Here is a 22,302-nt window from a genome sequence, read left to right as displayed (position 1 = left end):
TCGTCACTGCTCCTGGGGCGCTGGGTGTTACCGGGTAGGGGGGAAGTCTGCGGTGTCGGTGGTGTGCACGGCCAGCGACCGGTCGGGGTTCAGCCGTACGACGATGTGGCGCCGCCAGTGGGTGTCGTCGCGCTCGGGGCTGTCCTCGCGCCAGTGGCAGCCGCGGGTCTCCTCGCGCAGCCGCGCGGCGGCGACCAGGACGCGGGCGACGCACAGGAGGTTGGTGGCCTCCCAGGTGTCGACGCCGGGCTCGGCGGTCTTGCCGTTCTCGTCGAGGGCGTCCCGGGCCTCGCTGTGCAGCTGCTGGAGCTGCCCGGCAGCCTTCGCGAGGGAATCCTCCGAGCGCAGCACGCCCGCGCCCTCGGTCATGATCCGCTGGATGGCGAACCGGGTCTCGGGGGCGAGCAGCGGGTGCGCCGGCCTCTCGGGCTCCGGGACGGTCTGGGGCACGCGCGCGTGGAGGGCGTTCTCCGCTCGCACGGCGGCGATGTCGGCGGCGATCCGCTCGGCGTAGACGAGACCTTCGAGGAGGGAGTTGGAGGCGAGCCGGTTCGCGCCGTGCACGCCGGTGCAGGCGACCTCGCCGCACGCGTACAGGCCGGGCACGGTCGTACGCCCCTGCGCGTCGGTGCGGACGCCTCCGGAGGCGTAGTGGGCGGCCGGGGCGATCGGGATGGGCTCGGTGACCGGGTCGATGCCGTTGGCGCGGCAGGCGGCCAGGATGGTCGGGAAGCGGTGCTCCCACATCTCGGCGCCGAAGTGCCGGGCGTCGAGGAACATGTGCTCGGCGTCCTGCTCCAGCATCCGCCGCAGGATGCCCTTGGCGACGATGTCCCGGGGCGCCAGCTCGGCCAGCTCGTGCTGCCCGACCATGAAGCGCACCCCGTCGGCGTCGACCAGGTGGGCGCCCTCGCCGCGCACCGCCTCGGACACCAGCGGCTGCTGGCCCTCGGCCTCCGGGCCGAGGAACAGCACGGTCGGGTGGAACTGCACGAACTCCAGGTCGCTGACCTCGGCGCCCGCGCGCAGCGCCAGCGCCACGCCGTCACCGGTCGACACGGACGGGTTGGTGGTCGCGGAGAACACCTGGCCCATGCCGCCGGTCGCGAGGACCACCGCGGGGGCGTGCACGGCGCCCACGCCGTCGTGCTGGCCCTCGCCCATCACGTGCAGTGTCACACCGGCCGTACGGCCCTCGGCGTCGGTGAGCAGGTCCAGCACGAGCGCGTTCTCGACGGTGCGCAGCCCACGCGCGCGTACCGCCTCCACGAGCGCCCGGGAGACCTCCGCGCCGGTCGCGTCGCCGCCCGCGTGGGCGATCCGGCGCCGGTGGTGGCCGCCCTCACGGGTGAGGTGGATGTCGCCCTCGTCGTCGGTGTCGAAGTGGGCACCGGTGGAGATCAGCCGCCGCACCGCGTCGGGGCCCTCGGTGACGAGGATCCGTACGGCCTCCTCGTCGCACAGGCCCGCGCCGGCCACCAGCGTGTCCCCGAGGTGCTGTTCGGGCGTGTCGCCCTCGCCGAGCGCCGCGGCGATGCCGCCCTGCGCCCAGCGCGTGGAGCCGTCATCCAGACGGGCCTTGGTGACGACGACGGTCGTCAGACCCGCGGCCTCACAGCGCAGGGCCGCCGTCAGACCGGCCACCCCGGAGCCGACGACGACCACGTCCGCCGGGATGGACCACCCGGGGGCGGGCGCGTGCAGTCGTATGCCTGTGCTGGTGCCTGTGCTGGTCACGAGGCGGCTCCGAAGGTGAGAGGGAGGTTGTCGATCAGCCGGGTCGTGCCGACCCGGGCGGCGACGGCGAGGACGGCCTCGCCGGTGAAGTCGTCACCGATCTCGGCGAAGTCGGACGGGTCGACGAGGGCCAGGTAGTCCAGTTCGAGCGGCGGGGAGAGACGCGCGGCCTCCTCCAGCACCTGCCGTGCGGCCGCGCGGACGGCCGCCGGGCCGCCGGGGGACGCCGTGGCGACCGCGTGCGCGTCGGCGGCCGCGCGGGACTCCCCGAGGGCGCTCAGCGCCTCGGCACGCGCGTGCGTGGAGGGAACTTCACGGGCACGCGCGCGCAGCGCCTCCTGCGCGGCGTGCCGGTCGCGGCCCGCGAACAGCGCCCGGGACAGCGCGAGCGCGGTACGGCGCTCCTCCGCCGAGAGGTAGCGGTTGCGGCTGGACAGGGCGAGCCCGTCCTCCTCGCGCACGGTCGGTACGCCGACGATCTCGACGCCGAAGTTCAGGTCCCGCACCATGCGCCGGATCAGGGCCAGCTGCTGGGCGTCCTTCTGGCCGTACAGGGCCACGTCGGGGCGGGTGAGGTGCAGCAGCTTGGCGACGACGGTGAGCATGCCGTCGAAGTGGCCGGGCCGCGAGGCGCCCTCCAGGCGTTCGCCCATGGGGCCCGCGGTGATCCGGACCTGGGGGGCGCCGCCGGGGTAGACCTCGTCCACGGACGGCGCGAACACCGCGTCCGCACCGGCCTGCTCGGCGATCTTCAGGTCGGCGTCCAGGGTGCGGGGGTAGCGGTCCAGGTCCTCGCCCGCGCCGAACTGCAGCGGGTTGACGAAGACGGTGACGACGACCTCGCCGTCCGGTCCCGCGATCTCGCGTGCCGTGCGGATCAGGGTGGCGTGGCCCTCGTGCAGGGCGCCCATGGTCATCACGACGGCGCGGCGGCCGTGGCGCACACGCGCGTGCAGTTCGCCGGCGGTGCTCAGCAGGACGGTGGTCATCGGTCGTTCCCCTCGGTGCCGTGAGTGCCGTTCGTGCCGCCGGCGCCGTCGGCCAGCACGCCGAGCAGGTCCTCGGCGAGTTCGGGCTTCAGCAGGCCGTGTGCGAGCGCCCGGTCGGCGGTCGCGCGGGCCATCGCGACGTAGCCCGCGACGGTCTGCGGGGCGTGCTTGCGCAGCTCGGTGATGTGCGCGGCGACCGTGCCGGCGTCCCCGCGCGCGACGGGCCCGGTGAGCGCCAGGTCACCGGAGCGCAGCGCGTTGTCCAGGGCGGCGCCGAGCAGCGGGCCGAGCATCCGGTCGGGCGCCCCGACGCCCGCGGTGCGCAGCAGCTCCATCGACTGGGCGACCAGGGTCACCAGGTGGTTGGCGCCGAGCGCGAGGGCCGCGTGGTACAGCGGGCGGTTCTGCTCGCTGATCCACTCGGGCTCGCCGCCCATCTCGATCACGAGGGCCTCGGCGGCCAGCCGCAGCTCCTCGGGCGCGGTGACGCCGAAGGAGCAGCCGGCCAGGCGCTGGACGTCCACGGGGGTGCCGGTGAAGGTCATCGCCGGGTGCAGGGCCAGCGGCAGCGCGCCCGCGCGCAGGGCCGGGTCGAGGACCCCCGCGCCGTACCGGCCGGAGGTGTGCACGAGCAGCTGCCCCGGCCGAACCGCGCCGGTCTCGGCGAGGCCGGTGACCAGGCCGGGCAGGACGTCGTCGGGGACGGTGAGCAGCACCAGGTCGGCGCGCCTGAGGACTTCGGCTGGCGGCACCAGCGGCACGTCCGGGAGCATGGTCTCGGCGCGCCGCCGGGAGGCGTCGGAGACGCCCGAGACGGCCACCGGGCGGTGCCCGGCGAGCTGGAGGGACGCGGCGAGCGCGGGGCCCACGCGGCCGGCGCCGACGACACCGACGGTGAGCCGCGCGGGGCGGTCCTTGAGGTCTGGCTGGTGGACTGTACTCACGCGACGGCGGCCTTCCCGTTCCAGTCCGCTCTGGGTACCGGACGATTTCTCGTCATGTTAACGCTATCTCGGTCCGGCGCCGACTGGTTGTCCACAGGCTGTGGGTTACGCCACGTGTACGCCGCGCAGCCGCGTGTTCGACCATTCCCTGACCGCGGCCTCACGGCGCCCGGCCTCAGGGCGTCAGGCCTCAGGGCGCCGGCGCGCGCCGGATTCCGGCTGCCCGCCCAGGCTCCCGCGCGGCATGATCCGCGCATGACTGATACGGCGGAGCGGGACGAAGAGCGGCAGGCGGAGCAGTCCGCGCGGGAGCGGATGCGGGAGCGGCGCCGGGTCGCCTTCGCCAAGGCGGAGCGCGTGCTGTCGCGTCCGGGCCTGCGGCGCACGATCCGGGAGCGGCTGGCAGCCCTCCAGGAAGCGGCACCCGAGGTGTACGACCTGGACCGGCCCGCGGACATGTACGGCGACGGGATCGTGGCGGACCTGGAGGAGCGGGTCGCGGCCCTGCTCGGCACGGAGGCCGCCGCGTTCTTCCCGACCGGCACGATGGCCCAGCAGGTGGCCCTGCGCTGCTGGGCGGGCCGCACCGGCGACCGCGCGGTCGCCCTGCACGCCCTGGCCCACCCGGAGGTGCACGAACGGCATGCGTTCAGCGAGGTCAGCGGGTTGCGGCCGGTGCGCGTGACCAGTGAGCCCCGGCTGCCGACCGCCGCCGAGATACGCGACTTCGAGGAGCCCTTCGGCACGCTGATGCTGGAACTGCCCCTCCGGGACGCCGGTTTCGTGCTGCCCACCTGGGAGGAACTGACCGAGGTCGTCGAGGCCGCGCGGGAGCGCGACGCGGTGGTGCACTTCGACGGCGCGCGCCTGTGGGAGTGCACGGTCCACTTCGGCCGCCGCCTGGAGGAGATCGCGGGCCTGGCGGACAGCGTCTACGTGTCGTTCTACAAGTCCCTCGACGGCTTCGGCGGCGCCGCGCTGGCCGGACCGAGGACGCTGGTGGAGGAGGCGAAGACCTGGCGGCACCGGTACGGCGGCATGGTCTTCCAGCAGTTCCCCACCGCGCTGTCGGCGCTCGCCGGCCTGGAGCGCGAGCTGCCCCGGCTGCCGGACTACGTGCGGCACGCGCGCGTGGTCGCCGCCGCGCTGCGCGAGGGTTTCGCCGCGGCGGGCGTCCCGTGGGCGCGCGTGCACCCCGGGGAACCGCACACCCACGACTTCCAGGTCTGGCTGCCCTACGACCCGGAGGTCGTGACGGAGGCGGCGGTGCGCCAGGCCGAGGAGACGGGGACGTTCCTCTTCGCCAGTCCCTGGGACCGCGGCGGGCCCGGGCTGTCCTTCAGCGAGGTCGCCGTGCGCGCGCCGGGCCTGGAGTGGACGGCGGACGACGTACGGGCGGCCGTGGCCGACTTCGTGCGCCGGCTGCCCGCAGGGTGATCGCGCGATGGTGCATGCCCGCGCCCGTGATCACAGCGCACGCGGGCGCAGCCACCGGCGCAGGGCGTACCGCACGCGCCCCCGCGCCGGGCGCCCGGCGATGACCGCGTGGAAGCGCCGGTGGTCGCGTATTTCACGCACCAGGTCGACGTCGTGCCGGCCGGGCGCGGGCGGCTCCGGTTCGCCGAGCACGCGGGCGCGGTAACTGTCCAGGAGGTACTGCTGGGTGATGCTCATGGCGGATCGCCTTCTCGGAGGTTCTCGGGTCTCTCGGGACTCTCGGGTCAGGGACTGGTCACCGGCTGCTCGGTGACCGTTCGGGCTCCGCGGCTGCCCCGGTGCCCTCCAGGCTGCCCCCGGCCAGGGCGGGTGTCCCGTGGATTGACGGCTGTCGTCAATCCACGGCGGCGCTGTCAGTGGCCGGGTGCACGATGGAGGGCATGAGCGTGACCATCGACATCACCGGACTGCCACCGGACCGGGTCTCCGTCGTGCCCTCTCCGCTGGCGGAGCTGGGGATGGCCCTGCACGCCCTCAGCGAGCCCGGCCACCACCCCGGCCTCCAGGGCTGGGCGACGGCCGTCTCGTCCCGGCTGGATCCCTGCCTGGCCGACCGGCTGTACGAGGCGGAGTTCCTGTGGCGCACGACGTTCTCGGACGTCTTCGCCCCGTTCGCGGGCATCCCCGGCGGCCACGCGCTCCCCGGTGCCACGCTCGCCGAGGAACTGGACCAGCTGGACAAACTGACGGATGATCAGTTCGTGACCGCAGCGCTGGAGTTCACCTGCCAGCTGCGTTACGACTCCCAGCAGCCCAGCCCGCTGGAGGACCCGGATCTGCGCCGTCGCTCCCTGGAGCTGGCCGCCGCGCGCGGTGCCGTACAGGAGCGGTTCACGCGTCGGCTGCTGGAGGATCCGCCGGCCGTCCGCGCCTGGTTCCGGGAGCTGATGCTCGACTGCGAAGAGGCGTTCTTCGCCGATGTCTGGGCCCGCGTCCAGCCCCAGCTCGCCGCGGACGCCCGGCACAAGACCGAGCTGCTGCGCCGCAAGGGCCTCGCCGAGGCCCTGTCGTCCCTTTCGGGAGCCGTCTCGCTGGACCAGGAGGCCGCACTCATCACCGTCGACAAGCTCCTGGTGGGCCACACCGCCACGGGGGACGGCGGCCTGGTCCTCGTTCCGACGAGCCTGGGCTGGCCGCACGTGATGGTGCTGCACCGGTACGGCTGGCAGCCCGCGATCACCTATCCCGCGAGCGGCGCGCGACCGCAGACCCCGTCCGTCGAACAGCTCACGCGCCGCCTGGAGGCGCTGGCCCACCCGGTACGGATGCAGCTGTGCCGGCATCTCGCGAGGTCCGCGCACACCACGGGCGAACTGGCCGACGCCCACGGCATGTCGGCCCCGGAGATATCCCGGCACCTCGCGGTGCTGAAGAAGGCGGGCCTGATCACCGGCTGCCGCCGAGGCAGGTACGTCCAGCATCAGCTGGACCTGGCGGCGGTCGCCCGGCTGGGCAGCGACTTCATCGAGGGCGTCCTGCGCTGAATCCGCGCCTGCGCGGCTCCCGCGTCAGCCCGTGCCCGCGGGGGCTGACGCGGGGCCGGTCTCAGCCGTGGCCGTGGAGTCAGCCGGCAGGCTCCCGGCCTCCGGGGACACGCCGACGCCCGCCGCCCCAGCCGTGACCACGCAGGCACCGGCAGGGGAGGGCTCAGCCGTGCCCGCCCGCGCGCACCAGCCCCGTCTCGTAGGCCAGCACCACGACCTGGACCCGGTCGCGCAGCCCGAGCTTGGTCAGGATGCGGCCCACATGGGTCTTCACCGTCGCCTCGCTCAGCACCAGCCGGGCCGCGATCTCACCGTTGGACAGACCCTGCGCGACCAGCACCATCACCTCGCGCTCCCGGTCGGTGAGCCGCTCCAGTTCCTTGTGCTGCGGCTCCTTGCCGGCGGAGGGCAGCATCGGCGCGAAGCGGTCCAGCAGGCGCCGGGTGGTGGAGGGCGCCACGACCGCGTCGCCGCTGTGCACGGCACGGATCGCGGCCAGCAGATCACCCGGCGGTACGTCCTTGAGCATGAAGCCGGAGGCGCCCGCCTTCAGCCCGGAGAAGGCGTACTCGTCCAGGTCGAACGTGGTCAGGATCAGCACCTTGGGCGGGTTGGGCTCGGCGCAGATCCGCCGGGTGGCCTCCACGCCGTCCAGCTTCGGCATGCGGACGTCCATCAGGACGACGTCGACGGCCGTGGACCGCAGCACCTGCAGGGCCTCGACGCCGTCGCCCGCCTCCGCGACGACCTCCATGTCCGGCTGGGCGGCGAGCACCATCCGGAATCCGGTGCGCAGCAGCACCTGGTCGTCGACGAGCATCACGCGGATCGTCATCGGGCCTCTTTCGTTCGGGGCGGTGAGTGTTGCTTCAGGGAGCGGGTGTCACGTGTGTCAACGGGGGCGTGCGGCTGCGTCAGTGCGCCGGTTTGAGCGGCAGCAGGGCGCTGATGCGGAATCCTCCGCCCGGGCGCGGGCCTGCGTCCAGGGTGCCGCCGACCATGCCGACCCGCTCGCGCATGCCGATCAGGCCGTGCCCCCGGCCGTCGACGCCGCCCTCCTCGTACAGCTCGTGCGGGGCGCCCTTGCCGTCGTCCTCGACGAGCAGGCCGAGCCCGTCGTCGAAGTACACCAGCCGCACGCTCGCGCCGGCGTTGGGCCCGCCGTGCTTGCGCGTGTTGGTGAGCGCCTCCTGCACGATCCGGTAAGCGGTCAGCTCCACCCCGCTGGGCAGCGGGCGCGGGGTGCCCTCGACCTTGAAGTCGACCGGGAGGCCCGAGCTGCGGCATTGCTCGATCAGGTCGTCGATCTGCTCGACGTCCGGCTGGGGGACGTACTCCCCGCCCTCCTGGTGCTCCCCGGTGCGCAGCACGCCCAGCAGGCGGCGCATCTCGGCGAGGGCCTGACGGCCGGTGGAGGAGATCGTCTCCAGGGCGTTCTTGGCCTGGTCGGGGGCGGTGTCGAGGACATACGCGGCGCCGTCCGCCTGCACCACCATCACCGACACGTTGTGCGCGACGACGTCGTGCAGCTCACGCGCGATACGGGCGCGCTCGGCGGCCACCGCGACCTTCGACTGCGCCTCGCGCTCCTTCTCCAGGCGGGCCGCGCGCTCCTCCAGCTGGGCGAAGTACGCGCGCCGGGTGCGCATGGAGTCACCGAGCACCCAGGCCAGCGCGAACGGCACGGTCTGGAAGACAGCGATGGCGACCTGCCCGGCGAAGCTGGAGTGCTCGGCCGGCCAGCGGATCTGCGCGAGGACCGCCGCGCAGAGACTGACCGCGAGGGCGAGCCGGGAGGCCCAGCGCGCACCGATCGCCGCCACCGTGTAGGTGATCACCAGCAGCGCGAAGTCGGCGGCGGTCGTCTCGATGTCCAGCACCAGCTGGGCCAGCCCGGTCGCGAGGGCGACCAGCAGCATCGGCTCGGGGAAACGGCGGCGCAGCGCGACCACGACGCACAGGATGGTGGACACCGCCAGCCCGGCCGCGAGCGGCATGTGGTGCTGGCCGGGCCCCCCGCTCACGCTCGCCACGACCATTCCGGACAGCCCGAACAGGACGACGGCCCAGAAGGTGTCGACCCCGGTCGGGTGGCGGCGGAGAAAGTCGTAGAGGCGCTGCACGTAACCCAGAGTAGGGAAACCGGACGCGTGCAGGGGTCAACCGGAGGGCCGATCCGCGCCGGTCGCGCGTACTCCGCAAGGTGGAGGAAGTGATCATCTGTGCGCCTAGTCTGTTGCGGTGACGGATGAGACGGCACGGCAAGCGGAACGGTCCCCCGGCGACGGGCACGACGCCAGCGGCCTGCGCGGCTGGCGTACGGCGACCGAGGCGGCGCTGTACGGCCCCGGCGGCTTCTACCGCCGTCCGGAGGGCCCTGCCGGGCATTTCCGTACGTCCGTGCACGCGTCCCCGTTGTTCGCGCAGGCCGTGGCCCGGCTGCTGTGCCGCCTCGACGAGGCGCTGGAACGGCCTCCGGTGCTGGACTTCGTCGACATGGGGGCGGGGCGGGGCGAGCTGGTCACCGGCGTGCTCGCGGCTCTGCCGGCCGATGTGACCGCACGCGTGCGTGCGTACGCCGTCGAGCTCGCCGACCGCCCGGCCGGACTGGACGAACGGATCACCTGGCGGGACACACCCCCGGTCGCCGTCACGGGGCTGCTGTTCGCCAACGAGTGGCTGGACAACGTGCCCGTGGACGTCGCCGAGGTCGACCCCGCGGGAGTCCCCCGGCTGGTGCTCGTCGCCGACGACGGCAGCGAGCGGCTCGGGGAGCCCGTGACCGGCGCGGACGCGGACTGGCTCGCGCGCTGGTGGCCCCTGCCCGCGGAGGAAGGGCTGCGCGCGGAGATCGGGCTGCCCCGGGACCTGGCGTGGACGTCGGTGGTGGACCGGGTGGTGCGCGGGCTCGCGGTCGCCGTGGACTACGCGCACACCGTCGACGCGCGTCCCCCGTTCGGGACCCTCACCGGCTTCCGGGAAGGGCGTGAGACGGCGCCCGTGCCGGACGGGTCATGCGACATCACGGCGCACGTCGCCCTGGACGCGTGTGCGGCGGCTCCCACGGCGCACACACCCTCGGACACGCCCGGGGAGGCGGCGTGCACGACGTGCGACCCGGCGCGGACGATCGCGGGAGCGCCGCGCCCGCCCGAACACACGCCCCACGGCTCCTCGGACCCGCCCGACGCGCCTCCGGGCACGGCTCGCACACCCAAGACCACGGCGCGCACGCCCGCGGACGTCCCGCAGGGTCCGGCGCGCACGCCCTGGAACACGGCGCAGGAACCCTCTGGTGCGCCGCGCGCACTGCCGGCCGCGCGCCTGCTCACGCAGCGCGCCGCTCTGCACGCCCTGGACATCACCGGCGCACGCCCCCCGCTCGCGCTGGCCTCCACGGACCCCACCGCCTACGTGCGTGCCCTGGCGAGCGCCGGAGAGGCCGCCGAACTCACCGCCCCCGGCGGTCTCGGCGACTTCGGCTGGCTGGTCCAGCCGGTTGGCATTCCGGACCCACTCGCCTGAGCCGGCCGGCCCCTTGTCCGTGGCCGGCCTACTTGTCGATGTCGCCGACCACGAAGAACATCGAGCCCAGGATCGCCACCATGTCCGCCACCAGCGTCCCCGGCAGCAGCTCGGTCAGCGCCTGGATGTTGTTGTACGACGCCGAGCGCAGCTTCAGCCGGTACGGCGTCTTCTCGCCCTTGCTGACCAGGTAGTAGCCGTTGATGCCGAGCGGGTTCTCGGTCCACGCGTACGTATGCCCCTCGGGCGCCTTCAGCACCTTCGGCAGCCGCTGGTTGATGGGCCCGGGCGGCAGCTCGGCGATCCGGTCCAGACAGGCGTCGGCCAGGTCCAGCGCGTTGTGCGTCTGCTCCAGCAGGACCTCGAAACGGGCAAGGCAGTCGCCCTCGCGCCGGGTGACGACCCTCAGCACGTCCTGGAGGGAGCCGTACGCCAGGTACGGCTCGTCGCGGCGCAGGTCGAAGTCGACGCCCGAGGCGCGCGCGATGGGCCCGCTCACTCCGTAGGCGTGCACGATTTCCGGCGTCATCGCGCCGACCCCGCGCGTGCGCCCCCGGAAGATCTCGTTGCCGAGCACCAGGTCGTCGAAGACGTCCATGCGCGAGCGCACGTCGGCGACGGCGGCACGCGCGCGTGCCGTCCAGCCGGCCGGCAGATCCTCCTTGAGGCCGCCGACGCGGTTGAACATGTAGTGCATGCGCCCGCCGGAGACCTCCTCCATGACGTTCTGCAACACCTCGCGCTCGCGGAAGGCGTAGAACACCGGGGTGATGCCGCCCAGCTCCAGCGGGTAGGACCCGAGGAACATCAGGTGGTTCAGCACCCGGTTCAGCTCGGCGAGCAGCGTGCGCGTCCACACCGCCCGCTCGGGCACCTCCATGCCGAGCATCCGCTCCACGGCGAGGACGACGCCCAGCTCGTTCGAGAACGCCGACAGCCAGTCGTGGCGGTTGGCGAGCATGATGATCTGGCGGTAGTCGCGGGCCTCGAAGAGCTTCTCGGCGCCCCTGTGCATATAGCCGATCACCGGTTCCGCGCGCACGATGCGCTCCCCGTCCAGCACGAGCCTGAGCCGCAGCACGCCGTGCGTGGACGGGTGCTGGGGCCCGATGTTGAGCACCATGTCGGTGCTCTCCGCGGCGCCGCCGATTCCGACCGTGGTCTCCGTCGTAGGAGTCATGGCCCCAGTTTCCCCTACGTACGCTGGGCCCATGGAAACGGGGAGCCCGGAGGAGACCGGGATACCAGGGGCCGAGCCGGCGTGGCGGGGGCTGCATCCCGCTCTGGTGCGGGTGCGGCGGCTGCTCGTGGTCGTGTGGGCGGCGGTGCTCACAGTGGCCGTCGGGTTGCTGCTGGGCCTGCTCGTGGGGCCCGCGTGGGCCGCCTTCGCGCTGCTGCCGCCGGCCGTCGCCGCGTGGTGCTGGCCGCTGGTGGAGCGCAACTGGCGCTCATGGCGCTACGCCGAGCGCGGGGACGACCTGCTGATCAGCCGCGGTGTCCTGTGGCACGAGGAGACGGTGGTGCCGTACGGGCGGATGCAGCTGGTGGAGGTCACCTCCGGGCCCGTGGAGCGGCGCTTCGGGCTGGCCACCGTGCAGCTGCACACGGCGGCCGCCGCGACGGACGCCACCATCCCCGGCCTGTCCCCGGCCGAGGCGGAGCGGCTGCGCGACCGGCTCACCGAGCTGGGCGAAGCGCGAACGGCGGGCCTGTGACGACCCCTGGCCACGACGACACCGCGGACGGCATAGCCGCCACAGACCACGACTTGGCCGCCCCGGACCGCACAGGCGGCGCAGACGGCGCTGCCGACGCCGGGAGCGCCCAGGGCGCTGAGGGGCGCGCGGCCGTGATCGAGCGCCGGCTGCACCCCGTCACACCCTTCCGGCGGGCGTGGGCGCCGATCGCCGTACTCGCCGGATGGGCGGTGCACGACCCGGACACGACGCAGCGGCAGCTGGACCGGCTGACCACCACCGTGCTGCTGCTGGGGCTCGCCGTGCTGGTGCCGGTCGCCGGCCTCTACGGCTTCCTGTCCTGGTGGTTCACGCACTTCGCGGTCACCGACACCGAACTGCGCATCCGCACCGGCCTGTTGTTCCGGCGCACGGCGCACATCCGGCTGGAGCGCATCCAGGCCGTGGACGTCTCCCGTCCCCTCCTCGCGCGCGTGGCGGGCGTCGCCAAGCTGCGGATCGACGTCGTGGGCGCCGACGACAAGGACGACCTGGCCTTCCTGGGTGAGCAGGAGGCGCGCGCCCTGCGCGCGGAACTGCTCGCGCGCGCGGCGGGTTTCGCCCCCGAGACGGCGCGCGAAGTCGGCGAGGCACCGGCGCACGAGCTGCTGCGCGTACCCCCGCGCGCGCTGGCGCTCTCCCTGGCGCTGACGGGCGCCACCTGGGGCTCGTTGTGCGCCGCGGTCGTCGTACCGACCGTGCTGTGGCTCACCACCGACAACCTGTGGACGGTCCTCGCGACCACCCTGCCGCTGCTCGGCGCGGCCGGCGCGAGCAGCGCGAGGCGGTTCGCCGGCGAGTTCGACTGGAAGGTGAGCGAGTCACCGGACGGGCTGCGCATCGACCACGGGCTGCTCGACCGTACGCACGAGACGGTCCCGCCCGGCCGGGTGCAGACCGTGCGGATCGTGGAACCGCTGCTGTGGCGGCGGCTCGGCTGGGTGCGGGTGGAGCTGGACGTGGCCGGGTCCGACAACTCGGTGCTGGTGCCGGTCGCCCCGCGCCCGGTCGCCGAGTCGGTCATCGCGCGCGTGCTGCACGGCGTGACGGTGCCTCAGGCGCTGAAGCGTCCCCCGGACCGGGCCCGCTGGTGCCTGCCGGTGTGGTGGCGCGGCCACCGGCTCGCGGTCACCGACACCGTGTTCGCCGCCCGGCACGGTCTGCTGGGCCGTCGGCTCTCGCTGGTCCCGCATGCCAAGGTGCAGAGCGTACGGCTGAGTCAGGGGCCGTGGGGGCGGCTCTGGCGGCTCGCCGACGTCCATGTGGACACGGGGGCCGACAAGACCGTGGCGGCCCGTCTGCGGGGCGCCGAGGAGGCCGCGCGGCTGCTGCACGCCCAGGCGGAGAGGTCCCGCACGGGCCGCCGGGACGCCCGCCCGGACCGCTGGATGACATGAGGCCCGGCTCCCTGAGCGGGAAGCCGGGCCCCGTCGTCCTCGTGGCCGGTGGGAACTCAGGAAGCCGCGCTGCGCAGCCTCTGCACGTCGATCTGCTCGGTCTCGTCGTGCGCGGTCAGGTCGATGACCTGGCCGACGCCCTGTGACTGTGCGTCGGCCTGCTTGAACACGGCCTCGGACTCGGCCTTGTGCACGGCGAGGGCCTCCTCGCCGACGACGTCGGCGAGATCCTCGTTCTGCACGGAGTCCAGCGCGGCCTTCGGTGTGCCCTTCTGGGTGCCGAAGAAGTCGAAACCGCCCTCGACCGCCGGGCGCCGCGCGGGTGTGGCCGGTACGACGGCCACCGCGGTCGGCACCGTGAAGTGCCCGGCGGGCGCCCGCGTCCCGGCCTTGGCGGGCTCGGCCGGTGCCGTGGGGGTGGCGGCCGCGCGCGCATGCCCGCCGGCCGCCTCGAGCTGCCCCTGCGCCTCGTCCTCCTGGGCGGCCGGCGCACCGGTCTCGCTCCGAGAGGCACCGGCGCGGTCCGTCACTGCGCCTTCCGCCGTACTGTCGACCGCACCTTCGCGGGCGTCCGCCGCGGCGGCTCCCGCTGCGGTGACGGCATCGGCCGCGCCCGCGTCGGACCTGCGCCCTTCGGGCTTGCCCGCCGGGACGGCATCGGCAACGGCGCCGGCGCCGGACTCGTCGGCGTCGGCTTCGCGGGCCTCGGGTGCGGCCGGCGTCCCAGCCGTGTCCCCGGCAGCCGCGGCCTCGGAGACCGCGGGTGTCGACGCTTCCGCGGCTTCCGTCACGGCGTCGGCCGAGGCGTCCGCGTCGAACCGGGCCAGGGCCGTCAGTGCCTGCCGGTACAGCCCGGCGCCCTCGGGCGAGAACACGGCGCAGGCCGTCGGCTCGTCCCCCGGGTCCTCCTCGGCGTCAGAGGCGAGCGCAGCGGCCTCGGCGGCCTCGGCGGCTTCCTCCACCGCGGCCGGCTCCGGCTCGGCACGGCGCGCGGGCGGCAACGCCGGCGCGGACGACGGCACGGCGGCCTCGATCTCCAGCAGCCGGCGTCCTTCCAGGGCGCTCGCGCGCTCGGTCTCCGCCGTGGCGTACCGGCGCAGCAGGGCCGCGTGCTCGTTGCGCAGGCCGGCCAGCTCGGCGCGCTTGGCGCGCAGCCGTTGCTCCAGCTTGGCGCGCAGCTCGCGCGACTCCTCCAGGTCGGTCTCCAGTTCGGCGACCCGTTCCTCGTACCGCCATTCGTCGCCGGCACGCGCGCGTGTCAGCTCGGCGACCCGCTTGCCCGCCTGCGCGTCCCAGCGGCGCATCACGACCGCGCCGACAACCGCCGTCACGGCGGCGGCAGCGGCCAGTGCGCGCAACACCATGGCCTCGGAGAACACCCAGGGACCCAGCGCGCAGACGACGGAGACACCGGCGATCGCCGACGAAGGCAACAGCCGGTGCAGGGGTGGTGAATGGCGGTGGCGTCCACGTGGCATGGCCAGAAACTTACCGCGCGTAGGCGAATCGTGGACCCCCGCCCCGTAAAAACGCGGCTACGGCACCGGCTTCACGGGGCGTCAGGCGTATGTCGGCTCAGCGGTCGGTGAGCCGCCCGCTGAGCCACTGCAGCGTCGGGGGGATCTCGCGCCGCCAGGTGTTGAAGTTGTGCCCGCCGCTTTCGAGGATGATCGACGATATCCGGGTCACGTTCGTGGCCTGCACGCCCGCGATGAACTTCAGCGTGGCCTTGTAGTTGTGCTCGCCGACCTTGCTGCTGGTGACGAGCAGCGAGGTGTCCGGTGCACGCTCGTGCTTGAGCAGCCACGACAGGTCGGCGCGGTTCCGCAGGTTCTTGTCACCATGGAAGAGGTCGCCGGTGGTGGGGTCGATCGGCGCCTTGTAGTAGGGCGACAGGCCCGCGGCGGCCGCGTACGCGTCGGGGTGGTGCATGGCGAGCTTGAGCGCGCAGTAGCCGCCCGTGGAATCGCCGATGACGCCCCAGCTGCCGGGCCGCTTGCCGACCCGGTAGTGCGTGAGGACCGCCTCCGGCAGGTCCTTCGCAAAAAACGTTTCTGTCTGTGGCCCGCCCGGTACGTCCACGCACTCGGTGTCCCGCGGCGGCGCCACGGTCGGCCGCAGCATCACCAGGATCATCGGCTGCATCTTCCCGTCCTTGGCCAGCTGCTCCGCCGTGCGCGGGTAGCGCAGCTTGTCCACGAGTGCCTGCGCCGTACCCGGGTAGCCGGTCAGGACGACCGCCGCCGGGAACGTGCGGGTGCGGTACTGCGGCTGGAAGTACTCCGGCGGCAGGTAGACGAACGCCGGCGTGGCGATGTGGCTCCGCCGGCCGGCGATGTCGATCTTCTGGACCTGACCGGTCGTCTGCGGACCGCTGCCGCGCACGCCCGGGACGCCGTACGACGAGAGCACCTGGACCGGGCCGCTGCCGCCGCCCGCCGCGTGGTCGACGACGACGCCCTGATCCGTCTCCTGGCCGAACAGGTCGGCCCAGCTGGCGTAGAAGCCGAAGGCCTGGTTGGCGTAGAGGCCCACAGAGGCGAAGAGCGCCAGCTGTGTGCCGAGGAGCAGTCCGACCCGTCCGCTGACGGCCCGCCAGCTCTGCCGGGCCAGCCGCGGCCACAGCCACACCGTGCCGACGAACAGCACGACGGCGAGGACGATCGCCAGCACCAGCACTTTGTTGCTCGTGAGACCCATGGGGTGTTTCCTGCCTGCGCTCTCCGCCCGGCACCCGCCCATGCTTCATCGCGAGGGCTTGCCCGGGGCTTTCCTTGGCCTTTGACCCGACTTTCCGATGGAGAGTGAACCTCTCTCCCCGAGACACCGTCCTAGAGGGCGCAATGTCGCCGGATGCCCGATCGGGCCCGGGTCCAAGGTCTCTCGCAGAACTACGGGATGCGATGTCTGTCAGGATAGATGGGGAAATGTCGGGCGGGGTTCCGAGCCGATCAAGCCGGGCGCGGCGCATACTGCGCGGCCCGCGCCCCGAGGCCGTTCCCGCCCTGGTCGGCTGGGCGGCGGCCCTCGTGGGCGTCCTGGACATCGCCGCAGGCGTGTTCCCCCGCTTCCGGCACAGCCGCATGCACGCCCTCGCCGAGGTGCTGCCGGGGTCGTTCGGCCCCTTCGCCGCAGCGCTCTCGCTGAGCAGCGGCGTGCTGTTGCTGCTGCTCGCGCACGGGCTCAAGCGGCGCAAACGCCGAGCATGGCGCGCCGCGGTCGCGCTGCTCCCGGCGGGTGCGGTGGCCCAGTTCGCCTACCGCCACTCGGTCGTCGGCGTGCTCATCGCAGTGGCGCTGCTCGTACCGCTGCTGCTGCACCGGAACGAGTTCGCCGCCTTGCCCGACCCGCGCAGCAGGTGGCGCGCGCTCGCCAACTTTATCCTGATGAGCGCCGGTTCACTCTTCCTCGGCCTCGTCATCGTCAGCGTCCACCCGCACCGGACGGTCGGCGACCCGAGCCTCGCCGACCGGCTCACGCACGTCATCTACGGCCTGTTCGGCTTCGAGGGCCCGGTCGACTACCAGGGCAACACGTCCTGGACCGTCGCCTTCTCCCTCGGCGCCCTCGGCTGGATCACCGCCGCCACCACCATCTACCTGGCGTTCCGCCCCGAGCACCCGGCCGCCCGCCTCACCGAGGAGGACGAGGCCCAGCTGCGGGCCCTGCTGGAGAAGCACGGCAGGCGCGACTCCCTCGGCCACTTCGCGCTGCGCCGCGACAAGGCGGTCGTCTTCTCCCCCAGCGGCAAGGCCGCCGTCACCTACCGTGTCATCTCCGGCGTGATGCTCGCCAGCGGCGACCCGATCGGCGACGTCGAGGCCTGGCCCGGCGCCATCGAGCGCTTCATGGACGAGGCCAAGGCGCACTCCTGGACCCCGGCCGTCATGGGCTGCTCGGAGACGGGCGGCGAGGTGTGGACCCGCGAGACCGGCCTGGACGCCCTGGAGCTGGGCGACGAGGCGGTGGTGGAGGTCGCGGATTTCTCCCTCGCCGGACGCGCGATGCGCAACGTGCGGCAAATGGTCAAGCGCATCGAGCGAGCCGGCTACGAAACGCGGGTACGGCGTATCCGTGACCTCGGCGACGCCGAGCTGGAGCGCATCCGCCGGGCGGCGGAGGACTGGCGCGGCACCGACACCGAGCGCGGCTTCTCCATGGCGCTCGGCCGTATCGGCGACCCCGCCGACGGCGACTGCCTGATAGCCACCGCCCACAAGCAGGACGACGAACCCGGCGAGTACGGCGACCTGAAGGCGGTCCTGCACTTCGTGCCCTGGGGCAACGACGGCGCCTCGCTCGACCTCATGCGCCGCGACCGCAGCGCGGACCCCGGCATGAACGAGCTGCTGATCGTGGCCGCCCTGCAGGCCGCCCCGAAGTTCGGCATCGCCCGCGTCTCACTGAACTTCGCGATGTTCCGCTCCGCCCTCGCGCGCGGCGAGAAGATCGGCGCCGGTCCGGTGCTGCGCGCCTGGCGCGGGCTGCTCGTGTTCCTCTCGCGCTGGTTCCAGATCGAGTCGCTGTACAAGTTCAACGCCAAGTTCCAGCCGCGCTGGGAGCCCCGCTTCGTGGTCTACCGGCACTCCGCCGACCTGCCCCGCATCGGCTTCGCCGCCATGCAGGCGGAGGGCTTCGTGAATCTCGCGCTGCCGCTCCCGCGCTTTCTGCGCCGGCGCAGGGCGGCTGCCGAGCGCCCCTGCGCGCACGCCGTGGCGGAACGGGACGTCCGCGCGGCCTGACGCACCGTAGGACGCACTGAGCGCCGCATGACCGTACGGCGCGGCCAGGACGGGCCCGGGCGGGCACCCCACCCCTCCAGCACAGGGGCTCCCGCCCGGGCCGCCGCGCGTTTGCGGCACCCTCCTGGGCCTACGCTGAACGTATGAACAACCTCAGCGGGCGCGGCCAGGTGGCGGGCCTTCCGGCATGGGACCGGTGCGCGGTCATGGGTGTCGTCAACGTGACCCCCGATTCCTTCTCCGACGGCGGCCGCTGGTTCGACACGACCGTCGCCGTCAAACACGGCCTGGACCTCGTCTCCGAGGGCGCGGACCTGGTCGACGTCGGCGGCGAGTCCACCCGTCCCGGCGCCACCCGGGTGGACGAGGCCGAGGAACTCAGGCGCGTCATCCCGGTCGTCCGCGGCCTCGCCTCCGAAGGCGTCGTCGTCTCCGTCGACACCATGCGCGCCTGTGTCGCCGAGCAGTCCCTCGCGGCCGGCGCCGCCCTCGTCAACGACGTCAGCGGCGGCCTCGCCGACCCCGCGATGATCCCGGTCGTCGCCGACGCGGGCGCCCCGTTCGTCGTCATGCACTGGCGCGGCTTCCTCCAGGGCGGCAACGTCAAGGGCGTCTACGACGACGTCGTCGCCGAGGTCGTGGACGAGCTGCACGCGCGCGTGGAGGCCGTCCTCGCCGGCGGCATCGCCCCCGACCGCATCGTCGTGGACCCCGGCCTCGGCTTCTCCAAGGAGGCCGAGCACGACCTCACGCTCCTCGCCCACCTCGACCGCCTGCGCGCCCTCGGCCACCCCCTGCTCGTGGCCGCCTCCCGCAAGCGGTTCCTCGGCCGTGTCCTCGCCGGCCCGGAGGCCGCACCCCCGCCGGCCCGGGAGCGCGACGCCGCCACGGCCGCCGTCTCCGCGCTCGCGGCGCACTCCGGCGCGTGGGCAGTACGCGTACACGAAGTTCGCGCCACCGCGGACGCGGTACGGGTCGCGCGCGCCGTGGAGAAGGCGCGGATGGCCGGGTCTGCGCCGAGCGCACCAGGTGCAGGCAGGGCACGTGAAGCAGGGCGCGCGCCGGGCACGGAGGGTGAGCGGGGGGCGTACGGGACAGTGGACGCGCCGGGAGACGGGAGCGAGAGCGCGGGGCGCGGTAGTGGGCGTGCGCCCGGCGCCGCTGACGAGCGTGGGGCGGAAGGAGCCCGGTGAGCGCCCCTCATACCGACGTCGAGCAGGTGGAGGCCGCCAACACCGCCTTCTACGAGGCGATGGAACGCGGCGACTTCGAGGAGCTGTCCTCGCTCTGGCTCACCCCGGCCGACCTGGGGGTGGACGAGGAGTACCACGACCCTGCGGACACCGGCGTGATCTCCTGCGTACACCCCGGCTGGCCGGTGCTCACCGGCCGCGGCGAGGTCCTCAGGTCATACGCCCTGATCATGGCCAACACCGACTACATCCAGTTCTTCCTCACCGACGTGCACGTCTCCGTCACCGGCGACACCGCCCTCGTGACCTGCACCGAGAACATCCTCAGCGGCGGCCCCGCGCCCGAGGGCGGCGGGGAACTGGGGCCGCTGGTCGGCCAGCTCGTCGTCGCCACGAATGTGTTCCGGCGCACCCCCTCCGGCTGGAAGCTCTGGTCGCACCATGCCTCTCCCGTCCTGGCGGAGAGCGACGACGAGGACGGCGAGACCGGCGGCGTCAATGGCGTGAATCCGGACGACGGACCCCTCGCCTGAGCGGGTGGACGCCCCCAGAGGACCAAGAAGTGGTTGGAATCACCTACCCCGGGGTAGGAGCCGCTACCAACCCATGGCAAGGCCGTGTTTCCCCGGGGAAACACGAGATGAACGCTCGTGGTCCCGGCCCGGGCCCGCGTCCCTGCAGCCCGGCTTTGTCAGTGCCCGCAGGTAGATTCGTCTGAGGCCGGTGTACCGCCCGCACGCGGTACGGACCGGTCCTTCCCGACGATTGCAGGAGTGATTCGCGTGGATCGTGTCGCGCTGCGCGGCCTCAAGGCCCGCGGGCACCACGGTGTGTTCCCCAGGGAGCGCGAGGAGGGCCAGACCTTCATCGTCGACCTCGTCCTGGGGCTGGACACCCGGCCGGCCGCGGCCGACGACGACCTGGCGAAGACCGTGCACTACGGCATCGTGGCCGAGGAGGTCGTGGCCGTGGTCGAGGGCGAGCCGGTGGACCTCATCGAGACCCTCGCCGAGCGGATCGCCCGGACCTGCCTCAAGCACGAAGGGGTACAGGAGGTGGAGGTCTGCGTCCACAAGCCGGACGCGCCGATCACTGTTCCCTTCGACGACGTGACCGTCACCATCACCCGGAGCCGAGTATGACCCGACCTTTCCTCCAGGGTCACAGCGACCCGACCGTCCAGCCGGTGCCCGCCTCGGTCGTCGAAAAGGTCGACGCCGCCGACACGACCCTGCACAACCCCCAGTGGGCCGTCATCTCCATCGGCTCCAACCTCGGCAACCGCCTGGAGACACTCCAGGGCGCCGTCGACGCCCTCGAGGACACCCCCGGTGTCCGCGTGAAGGGCGTCTCCCCGGTTTACGAGACCGAGCCCTGGGGCGTCGAGCCCGGCAGCCAGCCGTCGTACTTCAACGCGGTCGTGGTCCTCAAGACGACCCTGCCCCCGGCCTCCCTGCTGGAGCGGGCGCACGCCATCGAGGAGGCGTACAAACGCGTCCGCGACGAGCACTGGGGCCCGCGCACCCTGGATGTGGACATCGTCGCCTACGCCGGTGTCACCTCCGACGACCCGCACCTCACCCTGCCCCACCCGCGCGCCCATGAGCGCGCTTTCGTGCTCGCGCCCTGGTACGACGTGGACCCGCAGGCCCAGTTGCCCGGCCGTGGCACGGTGGCTGATTTGCTGTCGGCCCTCACCCGTGCGGGCGTCGAGCCCCGCGAGGACCTGGAACTCCGACTGCCCGAGTAGTCGTTAAGGTCAAGGCGACAAGGTCGTGAGCGACCGCCGTCCGGGCCGGTCCGGGGGAACTGAAGGGACACCGTGAGAGAGCTGCGCATCAGGTTGCTGGCAGGCGTGTTCGTCGTCGCCGGCGTCCTGTCCTGGGCGGGCGCCCGCCTCTGGAACTCGATCGGGACCCTTCCCAGCGTCCCCCTGGCCGCCCCCATCGTGCTCGCCCTGATCGCCGTGGTCCTGCTCTCCACGGCGCTCTCCCTGCGCTCCCGCCTCAAGGCCCAGCGTGAGCGCCGCCCCGGCGCGAAGGGCGTCGATCCCCTGATGGCCGCCCGCGCGGTCGTCTTCGGCCAGGCCAGCGCCCTGGTCGCCGCCCTGGTTGCCGGCTTGTACGGCGGCACGGGCGTTTTCCTCCTGGAACTCCTCGACATCCCCGCCCGCCGCGACCAGGCCTTCTACGCCGGCTTCTCGGTCCTGGCGGGCGTCGGGGTCATAGCGGCGGCCCTGTTCCTGGAGCGGGTGTGCAAACTCCCGGAGGACGAGGACCAGAACCACCCGGGAGCCGAACCGGCGGCCTGACCGCCGGTTTCCCAAAGGCCCGGTTCAGCGCGCCATGATCAGGCTCATGGCCTCGTTCCGCGTCGCCGCGTCCCGCAGCTGTCCGCGCACGGCGGACGTTATGGTCTTCGCGCCCGGCTTGCGGATGCCGCGCATGGACATGCACATGTGCTCGCACTCGACGACCACGATGACGCCCCGCGGCTCCAGGATCTCCATCAACGAGTCCGCGATCTGCGTGGTGAGTCGTTCCTGCACCTGCGGTCGGCGGGCATAGACGTCCACCAGACGAGCCAGCTTGGACAGGCCGGTGATCTTCCCGGTGACGGACGGGATGTAGCCGACGTGGGCGACGCCCCTGAACGGGACCAGATGGTGCTCACAGGTGCTGTACACCTCGATGTCCTTCACGAGCACCATCTCGTCGTGCCCCAGGTCGAACGTCGTCGTCAGCACGTCCTCGGGCTTCTGCCACAGGCCCGCGAAGATCTCCTTGTACGCCCGCGCCACCCGTGCCGGTGTCTCCCTGAGGCCCTCCCGGTCCGGGTCCTCGCCGACCGCGATCAGCAGCTCCCGTACGGCGTTCTCGGCGCGCTTCTCGTCGAACTCGCCGATCTGGCCCTCGCCGTCCAGCGTCACGGGGTCGGTCATCTGGTTCCTCGTTCCTGTGCCTCTGTCGCGTGGCGGCGGCCACGCGTCTGTGTGCGGACATACGAACGCCGCGCCCTCCAGGCTAAAACCTGGCGGGCGCGGCGTTCATTCCAGGCC

At 73.1% G+C, this 22,302-nt stretch carries 21 protein-coding genes; 11 read left to right on the top strand and 10 right to left on the bottom strand.

Features of this window, described 5'->3' with window-relative positions; all coding sequences use genetic code 11:
- Nucleotides 1-27: 27 nt before the first annotated feature.
- The 3 genes from ABZ624_RS19460 to ABZ624_RS19450 are packed head-to-tail and all read right to left on the bottom strand — an operon-like array spanning nt 28 to nt 3,670.
- Nucleotides 28-1,737 (bottom strand): L-aspartate oxidase, encoded by a 1,710-nt coding sequence (locus ABZ624_RS19460; protein WP_360089937.1) that lies wholly within the window; start codon nt 1,735-1,737, stop codon nt 28-30.
- Entirely contained in the window at nt 1,734-2,726 is a 993-nt protein-coding gene (gene panC, locus ABZ624_RS19455; protein ID WP_360089934.1) for a pantoate--beta-alanine ligase, read from the bottom strand. Before panC ends, ABZ624_RS19460 begins: the two co-directional genes overlap by 4 nt.
- Nucleotides 2,723-3,670: a DUF2520 domain-containing protein gene (locus ABZ624_RS19450; RefSeq protein ID WP_360089931.1), complete on the bottom strand. Its 948-nt coding sequence runs from the start codon at nt 3,668-3,670 to the stop codon at nt 2,723-2,725. The genes panC and ABZ624_RS19450 overlap by 4 nt, the downstream gene beginning before the upstream one ends.
- 255 nt (nt 3,671-3,925) lie before the next feature.
- Here ABZ624_RS19450 and ABZ624_RS19445 point away from each other — a divergent pair, with 255 nt between their 5' ends.
- The gene (locus tag ABZ624_RS19445; RefSeq protein WP_360089928.1) at nt 3,926-5,107 is read left to right on the top strand and encodes a beta-eliminating lyase-related protein; all 1,182 of its coding nucleotides are present in this window, start codon (nt 3,926-3,928) and stop codon (nt 5,105-5,107) included.
- Between the two features lie 30 nt (nt 5,108-5,137).
- On the opposite strand, the gene ABZ624_RS19440 is transcribed toward ABZ624_RS19445, so the two are convergent.
- Nucleotides 5,138-5,344 carry a hypothetical protein gene (locus ABZ624_RS19440; protein WP_360089925.1) on the bottom strand — a complete coding sequence of 69 codons (207 nt, stop codon included), beginning with the start codon at nt 5,342-5,344 and terminating at the stop codon, nt 5,138-5,140.
- A gap of 203 nt (nt 5,345-5,547) precedes the next feature.
- Between ABZ624_RS19440 and ABZ624_RS19435 the strand changes: the two genes are divergently transcribed.
- Nucleotides 5,548-6,651 (top strand): DUF5937 family protein, encoded by a 1,104-nt coding sequence (locus tag ABZ624_RS19435; protein ID WP_360089922.1) that lies wholly within the window; start codon nt 5,548-5,550, stop codon nt 6,649-6,651.
- A gap of 163 nt (nt 6,652-6,814) precedes the next feature.
- On the opposite strand, the gene ABZ624_RS19430 is transcribed toward ABZ624_RS19435, so the two are convergent.
- Both ABZ624_RS19430 and ABZ624_RS19425 read right to left on the bottom strand, forming a co-directional pair.
- Nucleotides 6,815-7,486, bottom strand: coding sequence for a response regulator transcription factor (locus ABZ624_RS19430; protein ID WP_351244045.1), 672 nt, complete (start codon nt 7,484-7,486; stop codon nt 6,815-6,817).
- Between the two features lie 79 nt (nt 7,487-7,565).
- Entirely contained in the window at nt 7,566-8,774 is a 1,209-nt protein-coding gene (locus tag ABZ624_RS19425; RefSeq protein WP_360089919.1) for a sensor histidine kinase, read from the bottom strand.
- A gap of 181 nt (nt 8,775-8,955) precedes the next feature.
- Between ABZ624_RS19425 and ABZ624_RS19420 the strand changes: the two genes are divergently transcribed.
- Nucleotides 8,956-10,176, top strand: a complete 1,221-nt coding sequence (locus ABZ624_RS19420; RefSeq protein ID WP_360090054.1) for an SAM-dependent methyltransferase — start codon at nt 8,956-8,958, stop codon at nt 10,174-10,176.
- A 28-nt stretch (nt 10,177-10,204) separates the two neighbouring features.
- Here ABZ624_RS19420 and ABZ624_RS19415 read toward each other — a convergent pair whose 3' ends face one another.
- Entirely contained in the window at nt 10,205-11,356 is a 1,152-nt protein-coding gene (locus tag ABZ624_RS19415) for an NADH-quinone oxidoreductase subunit D (protein ID WP_360089916.1), read from the bottom strand.
- Between the two features lie 31 nt (nt 11,357-11,387).
- Here ABZ624_RS19415 and ABZ624_RS19410 point away from each other — a divergent pair, with 31 nt between their 5' ends.
- The gene (locus ABZ624_RS19410; protein ID WP_360089913.1) at nt 11,388-11,891 is read left to right on the top strand and encodes a PH domain-containing protein; all 504 of its coding nucleotides are present in this window, start codon (nt 11,388-11,390) and stop codon (nt 11,889-11,891) included.
- A gap of 134 nt (nt 11,892-12,025) precedes the next feature.
- Nucleotides 12,026-13,309 (top strand): PH domain-containing protein, encoded by a 1,284-nt coding sequence (locus ABZ624_RS19405; protein ID WP_360090051.1) that lies wholly within the window; start codon nt 12,026-12,028, stop codon nt 13,307-13,309.
- Nucleotides 13,310-13,365: 56 nt separating this feature from the next.
- On the opposite strand, the gene ABZ624_RS19400 is transcribed toward ABZ624_RS19405, so the two are convergent.
- Nucleotides 13,366-14,787 (bottom strand): hypothetical protein, encoded by a 1,422-nt coding sequence (locus tag ABZ624_RS19400; RefSeq protein ID WP_360089910.1) that lies wholly within the window; start codon nt 14,785-14,787, stop codon nt 13,366-13,368.
- A 97-nt stretch (nt 14,788-14,884) separates the two neighbouring features.
- A complete protein-coding gene (locus ABZ624_RS19395) occupies nt 14,885-16,009 on the bottom strand; it encodes an alpha/beta hydrolase-fold protein (protein WP_360089907.1) in 1,125 nt (374 codons plus the stop codon).
- 227 nt (nt 16,010-16,236) lie between these two features.
- Here ABZ624_RS19395 and ABZ624_RS19390 point away from each other — a divergent pair, with 227 nt between their 5' ends.
- The 6 genes from ABZ624_RS19390 to ABZ624_RS19365 all read left to right on the top strand — a co-directional run bounded on the left by ABZ624_RS19390 (nt 16,237) and on the right by ABZ624_RS19365 (nt 21,555).
- Complete coding sequence (locus ABZ624_RS19390; protein ID WP_360089904.1) at nt 16,237-18,051, top strand: phosphatidylglycerol lysyltransferase domain-containing protein; 1,815 nt, start codon at nt 16,237-16,239, stop codon at nt 18,049-18,051.
- Between the two features lie 143 nt (nt 18,052-18,194).
- Entirely contained in the window at nt 18,195-19,244 is a 1,050-nt protein-coding gene (gene folP / locus ABZ624_RS19385) for a dihydropteroate synthase (protein ID WP_360089901.1), read from the top strand.
- On the top strand, nt 19,241-19,777 hold the full coding sequence (locus tag ABZ624_RS19380) for a nuclear transport factor 2 family protein (protein ID WP_360089898.1): 537 nt from the start codon (nt 19,241-19,243) through the stop codon (nt 19,775-19,777). The genes folP and ABZ624_RS19380 overlap by 4 nt, the downstream gene beginning before the upstream one ends.
- A 249-nt stretch (nt 19,778-20,026) precedes the next feature.
- Nucleotides 20,027-20,386, top strand: a complete 360-nt coding sequence (gene folB / locus ABZ624_RS19375; protein WP_360089894.1) for a dihydroneopterin aldolase — start codon at nt 20,027-20,029, stop codon at nt 20,384-20,386.
- Nucleotides 20,383-20,994: a 2-amino-4-hydroxy-6-hydroxymethyldihydropteridine diphosphokinase gene (gene folK, locus ABZ624_RS19370; RefSeq protein WP_360089892.1), complete on the top strand. Its 612-nt coding sequence runs from the start codon at nt 20,383-20,385 to the stop codon at nt 20,992-20,994. The genes folB and folK overlap by 4 nt, the downstream gene beginning before the upstream one ends.
- 72 nt (nt 20,995-21,066) lie before the next feature.
- Nucleotides 21,067-21,555, top strand: coding sequence for a DUF3180 domain-containing protein (locus tag ABZ624_RS19365; protein ID WP_360089887.1), 489 nt, complete (start codon nt 21,067-21,069; stop codon nt 21,553-21,555).
- A gap of 24 nt (nt 21,556-21,579) precedes the next feature.
- Here the strand turns inward: ABZ624_RS19365 and folE are convergent, their stop codons facing one another.
- Complete coding sequence (gene folE, locus ABZ624_RS19360; RefSeq protein ID WP_360089884.1) at nt 21,580-22,185, bottom strand: GTP cyclohydrolase I FolE; 606 nt, start codon at nt 22,183-22,185, stop codon at nt 21,580-21,582.
- Nucleotides 22,186-22,302: the final 117 nt, after the last annotated feature.

Origin of the sequence: Streptomyces sp. NPDC007205, from assembly GCF_040634095.1 — a bacterium.
Classification (GTDB): Bacteria; Actinomycetota; Actinomycetes; order Streptomycetales; family Streptomycetaceae; genus Streptomyces.
The sequence above is the reverse complement of the archived record's forward strand: the minus strand, read 5'-3'. Positions and strand labels throughout refer to the sequence as shown.

Excerpts from the sequence above, each read along its gene's own strand:
- ABZ624_RS19390 (WP_360089904.1), top strand. The coding sequence starts at position 16,237 with ATGTCGGGCGGGGTTCCGAGCCGATCAAGCCGGGCGCGGCGCATACTG.
- ABZ624_RS19430 (WP_351244045.1), bottom strand. The coding sequence starts at position 7,486 with ATGACGATCCGCGTGATGCTCGTCGACGACCAGGTGCTGCTGCGCACC.
- ABZ624_RS19440 (WP_360089925.1), bottom strand. The coding sequence starts at position 5,344 with ATGAGCATCACCCAGCAGTACCTCCTGGACAGTTACCGCGCCCGCGTG.
- ABZ624_RS19410 (WP_360089913.1), top strand. The coding sequence starts at position 11,388 with ATGGAAACGGGGAGCCCGGAGGAGACCGGGATACCAGGGGCCGAGCCG.
- panC (WP_360089934.1), bottom strand. The coding sequence starts at position 2,726 with ATGACCACCGTCCTGCTGAGCACCGCCGGCGAACTGCACGCGCGTGTG.
- ABZ624_RS19395 (WP_360089907.1), bottom strand. The coding sequence starts at position 16,009 with ATGGGTCTCACGAGCAACAAAGTGCTGGTGCTGGCGATCGTCCTCGCC.
- ABZ624_RS19400 (WP_360089910.1), bottom strand. The coding sequence starts at position 14,787 with ATGCCACGTGGACGCCACCGCCATTCACCACCCCTGCACCGGCTGTTG.
- ABZ624_RS19435 (WP_360089922.1), top strand. The coding sequence starts at position 5,548 with ATGAGCGTGACCATCGACATCACCGGACTGCCACCGGACCGGGTCTCC.
- folE (WP_360089884.1), bottom strand. The coding sequence starts at position 22,185 with ATGACCGACCCCGTGACGCTGGACGGCGAGGGCCAGATCGGCGAGTTC.
- ABZ624_RS19445 (WP_360089928.1), top strand. The coding sequence starts at position 3,926 with ATGACTGATACGGCGGAGCGGGACGAAGAGCGGCAGGCGGAGCAGTCC.
- folP (WP_360089901.1), top strand. The coding sequence starts at position 18,195 with ATGAACAACCTCAGCGGGCGCGGCCAGGTGGCGGGCCTTCCGGCATGG.
- ABZ624_RS19415 (WP_360089916.1), bottom strand. The coding sequence starts at position 11,356 with ATGACTCCTACGACGGAGACCACGGTCGGAATCGGCGGCGCCGCGGAG.
- folK (WP_360089892.1), top strand. The coding sequence starts at position 20,383 with ATGACCCGACCTTTCCTCCAGGGTCACAGCGACCCGACCGTCCAGCCG.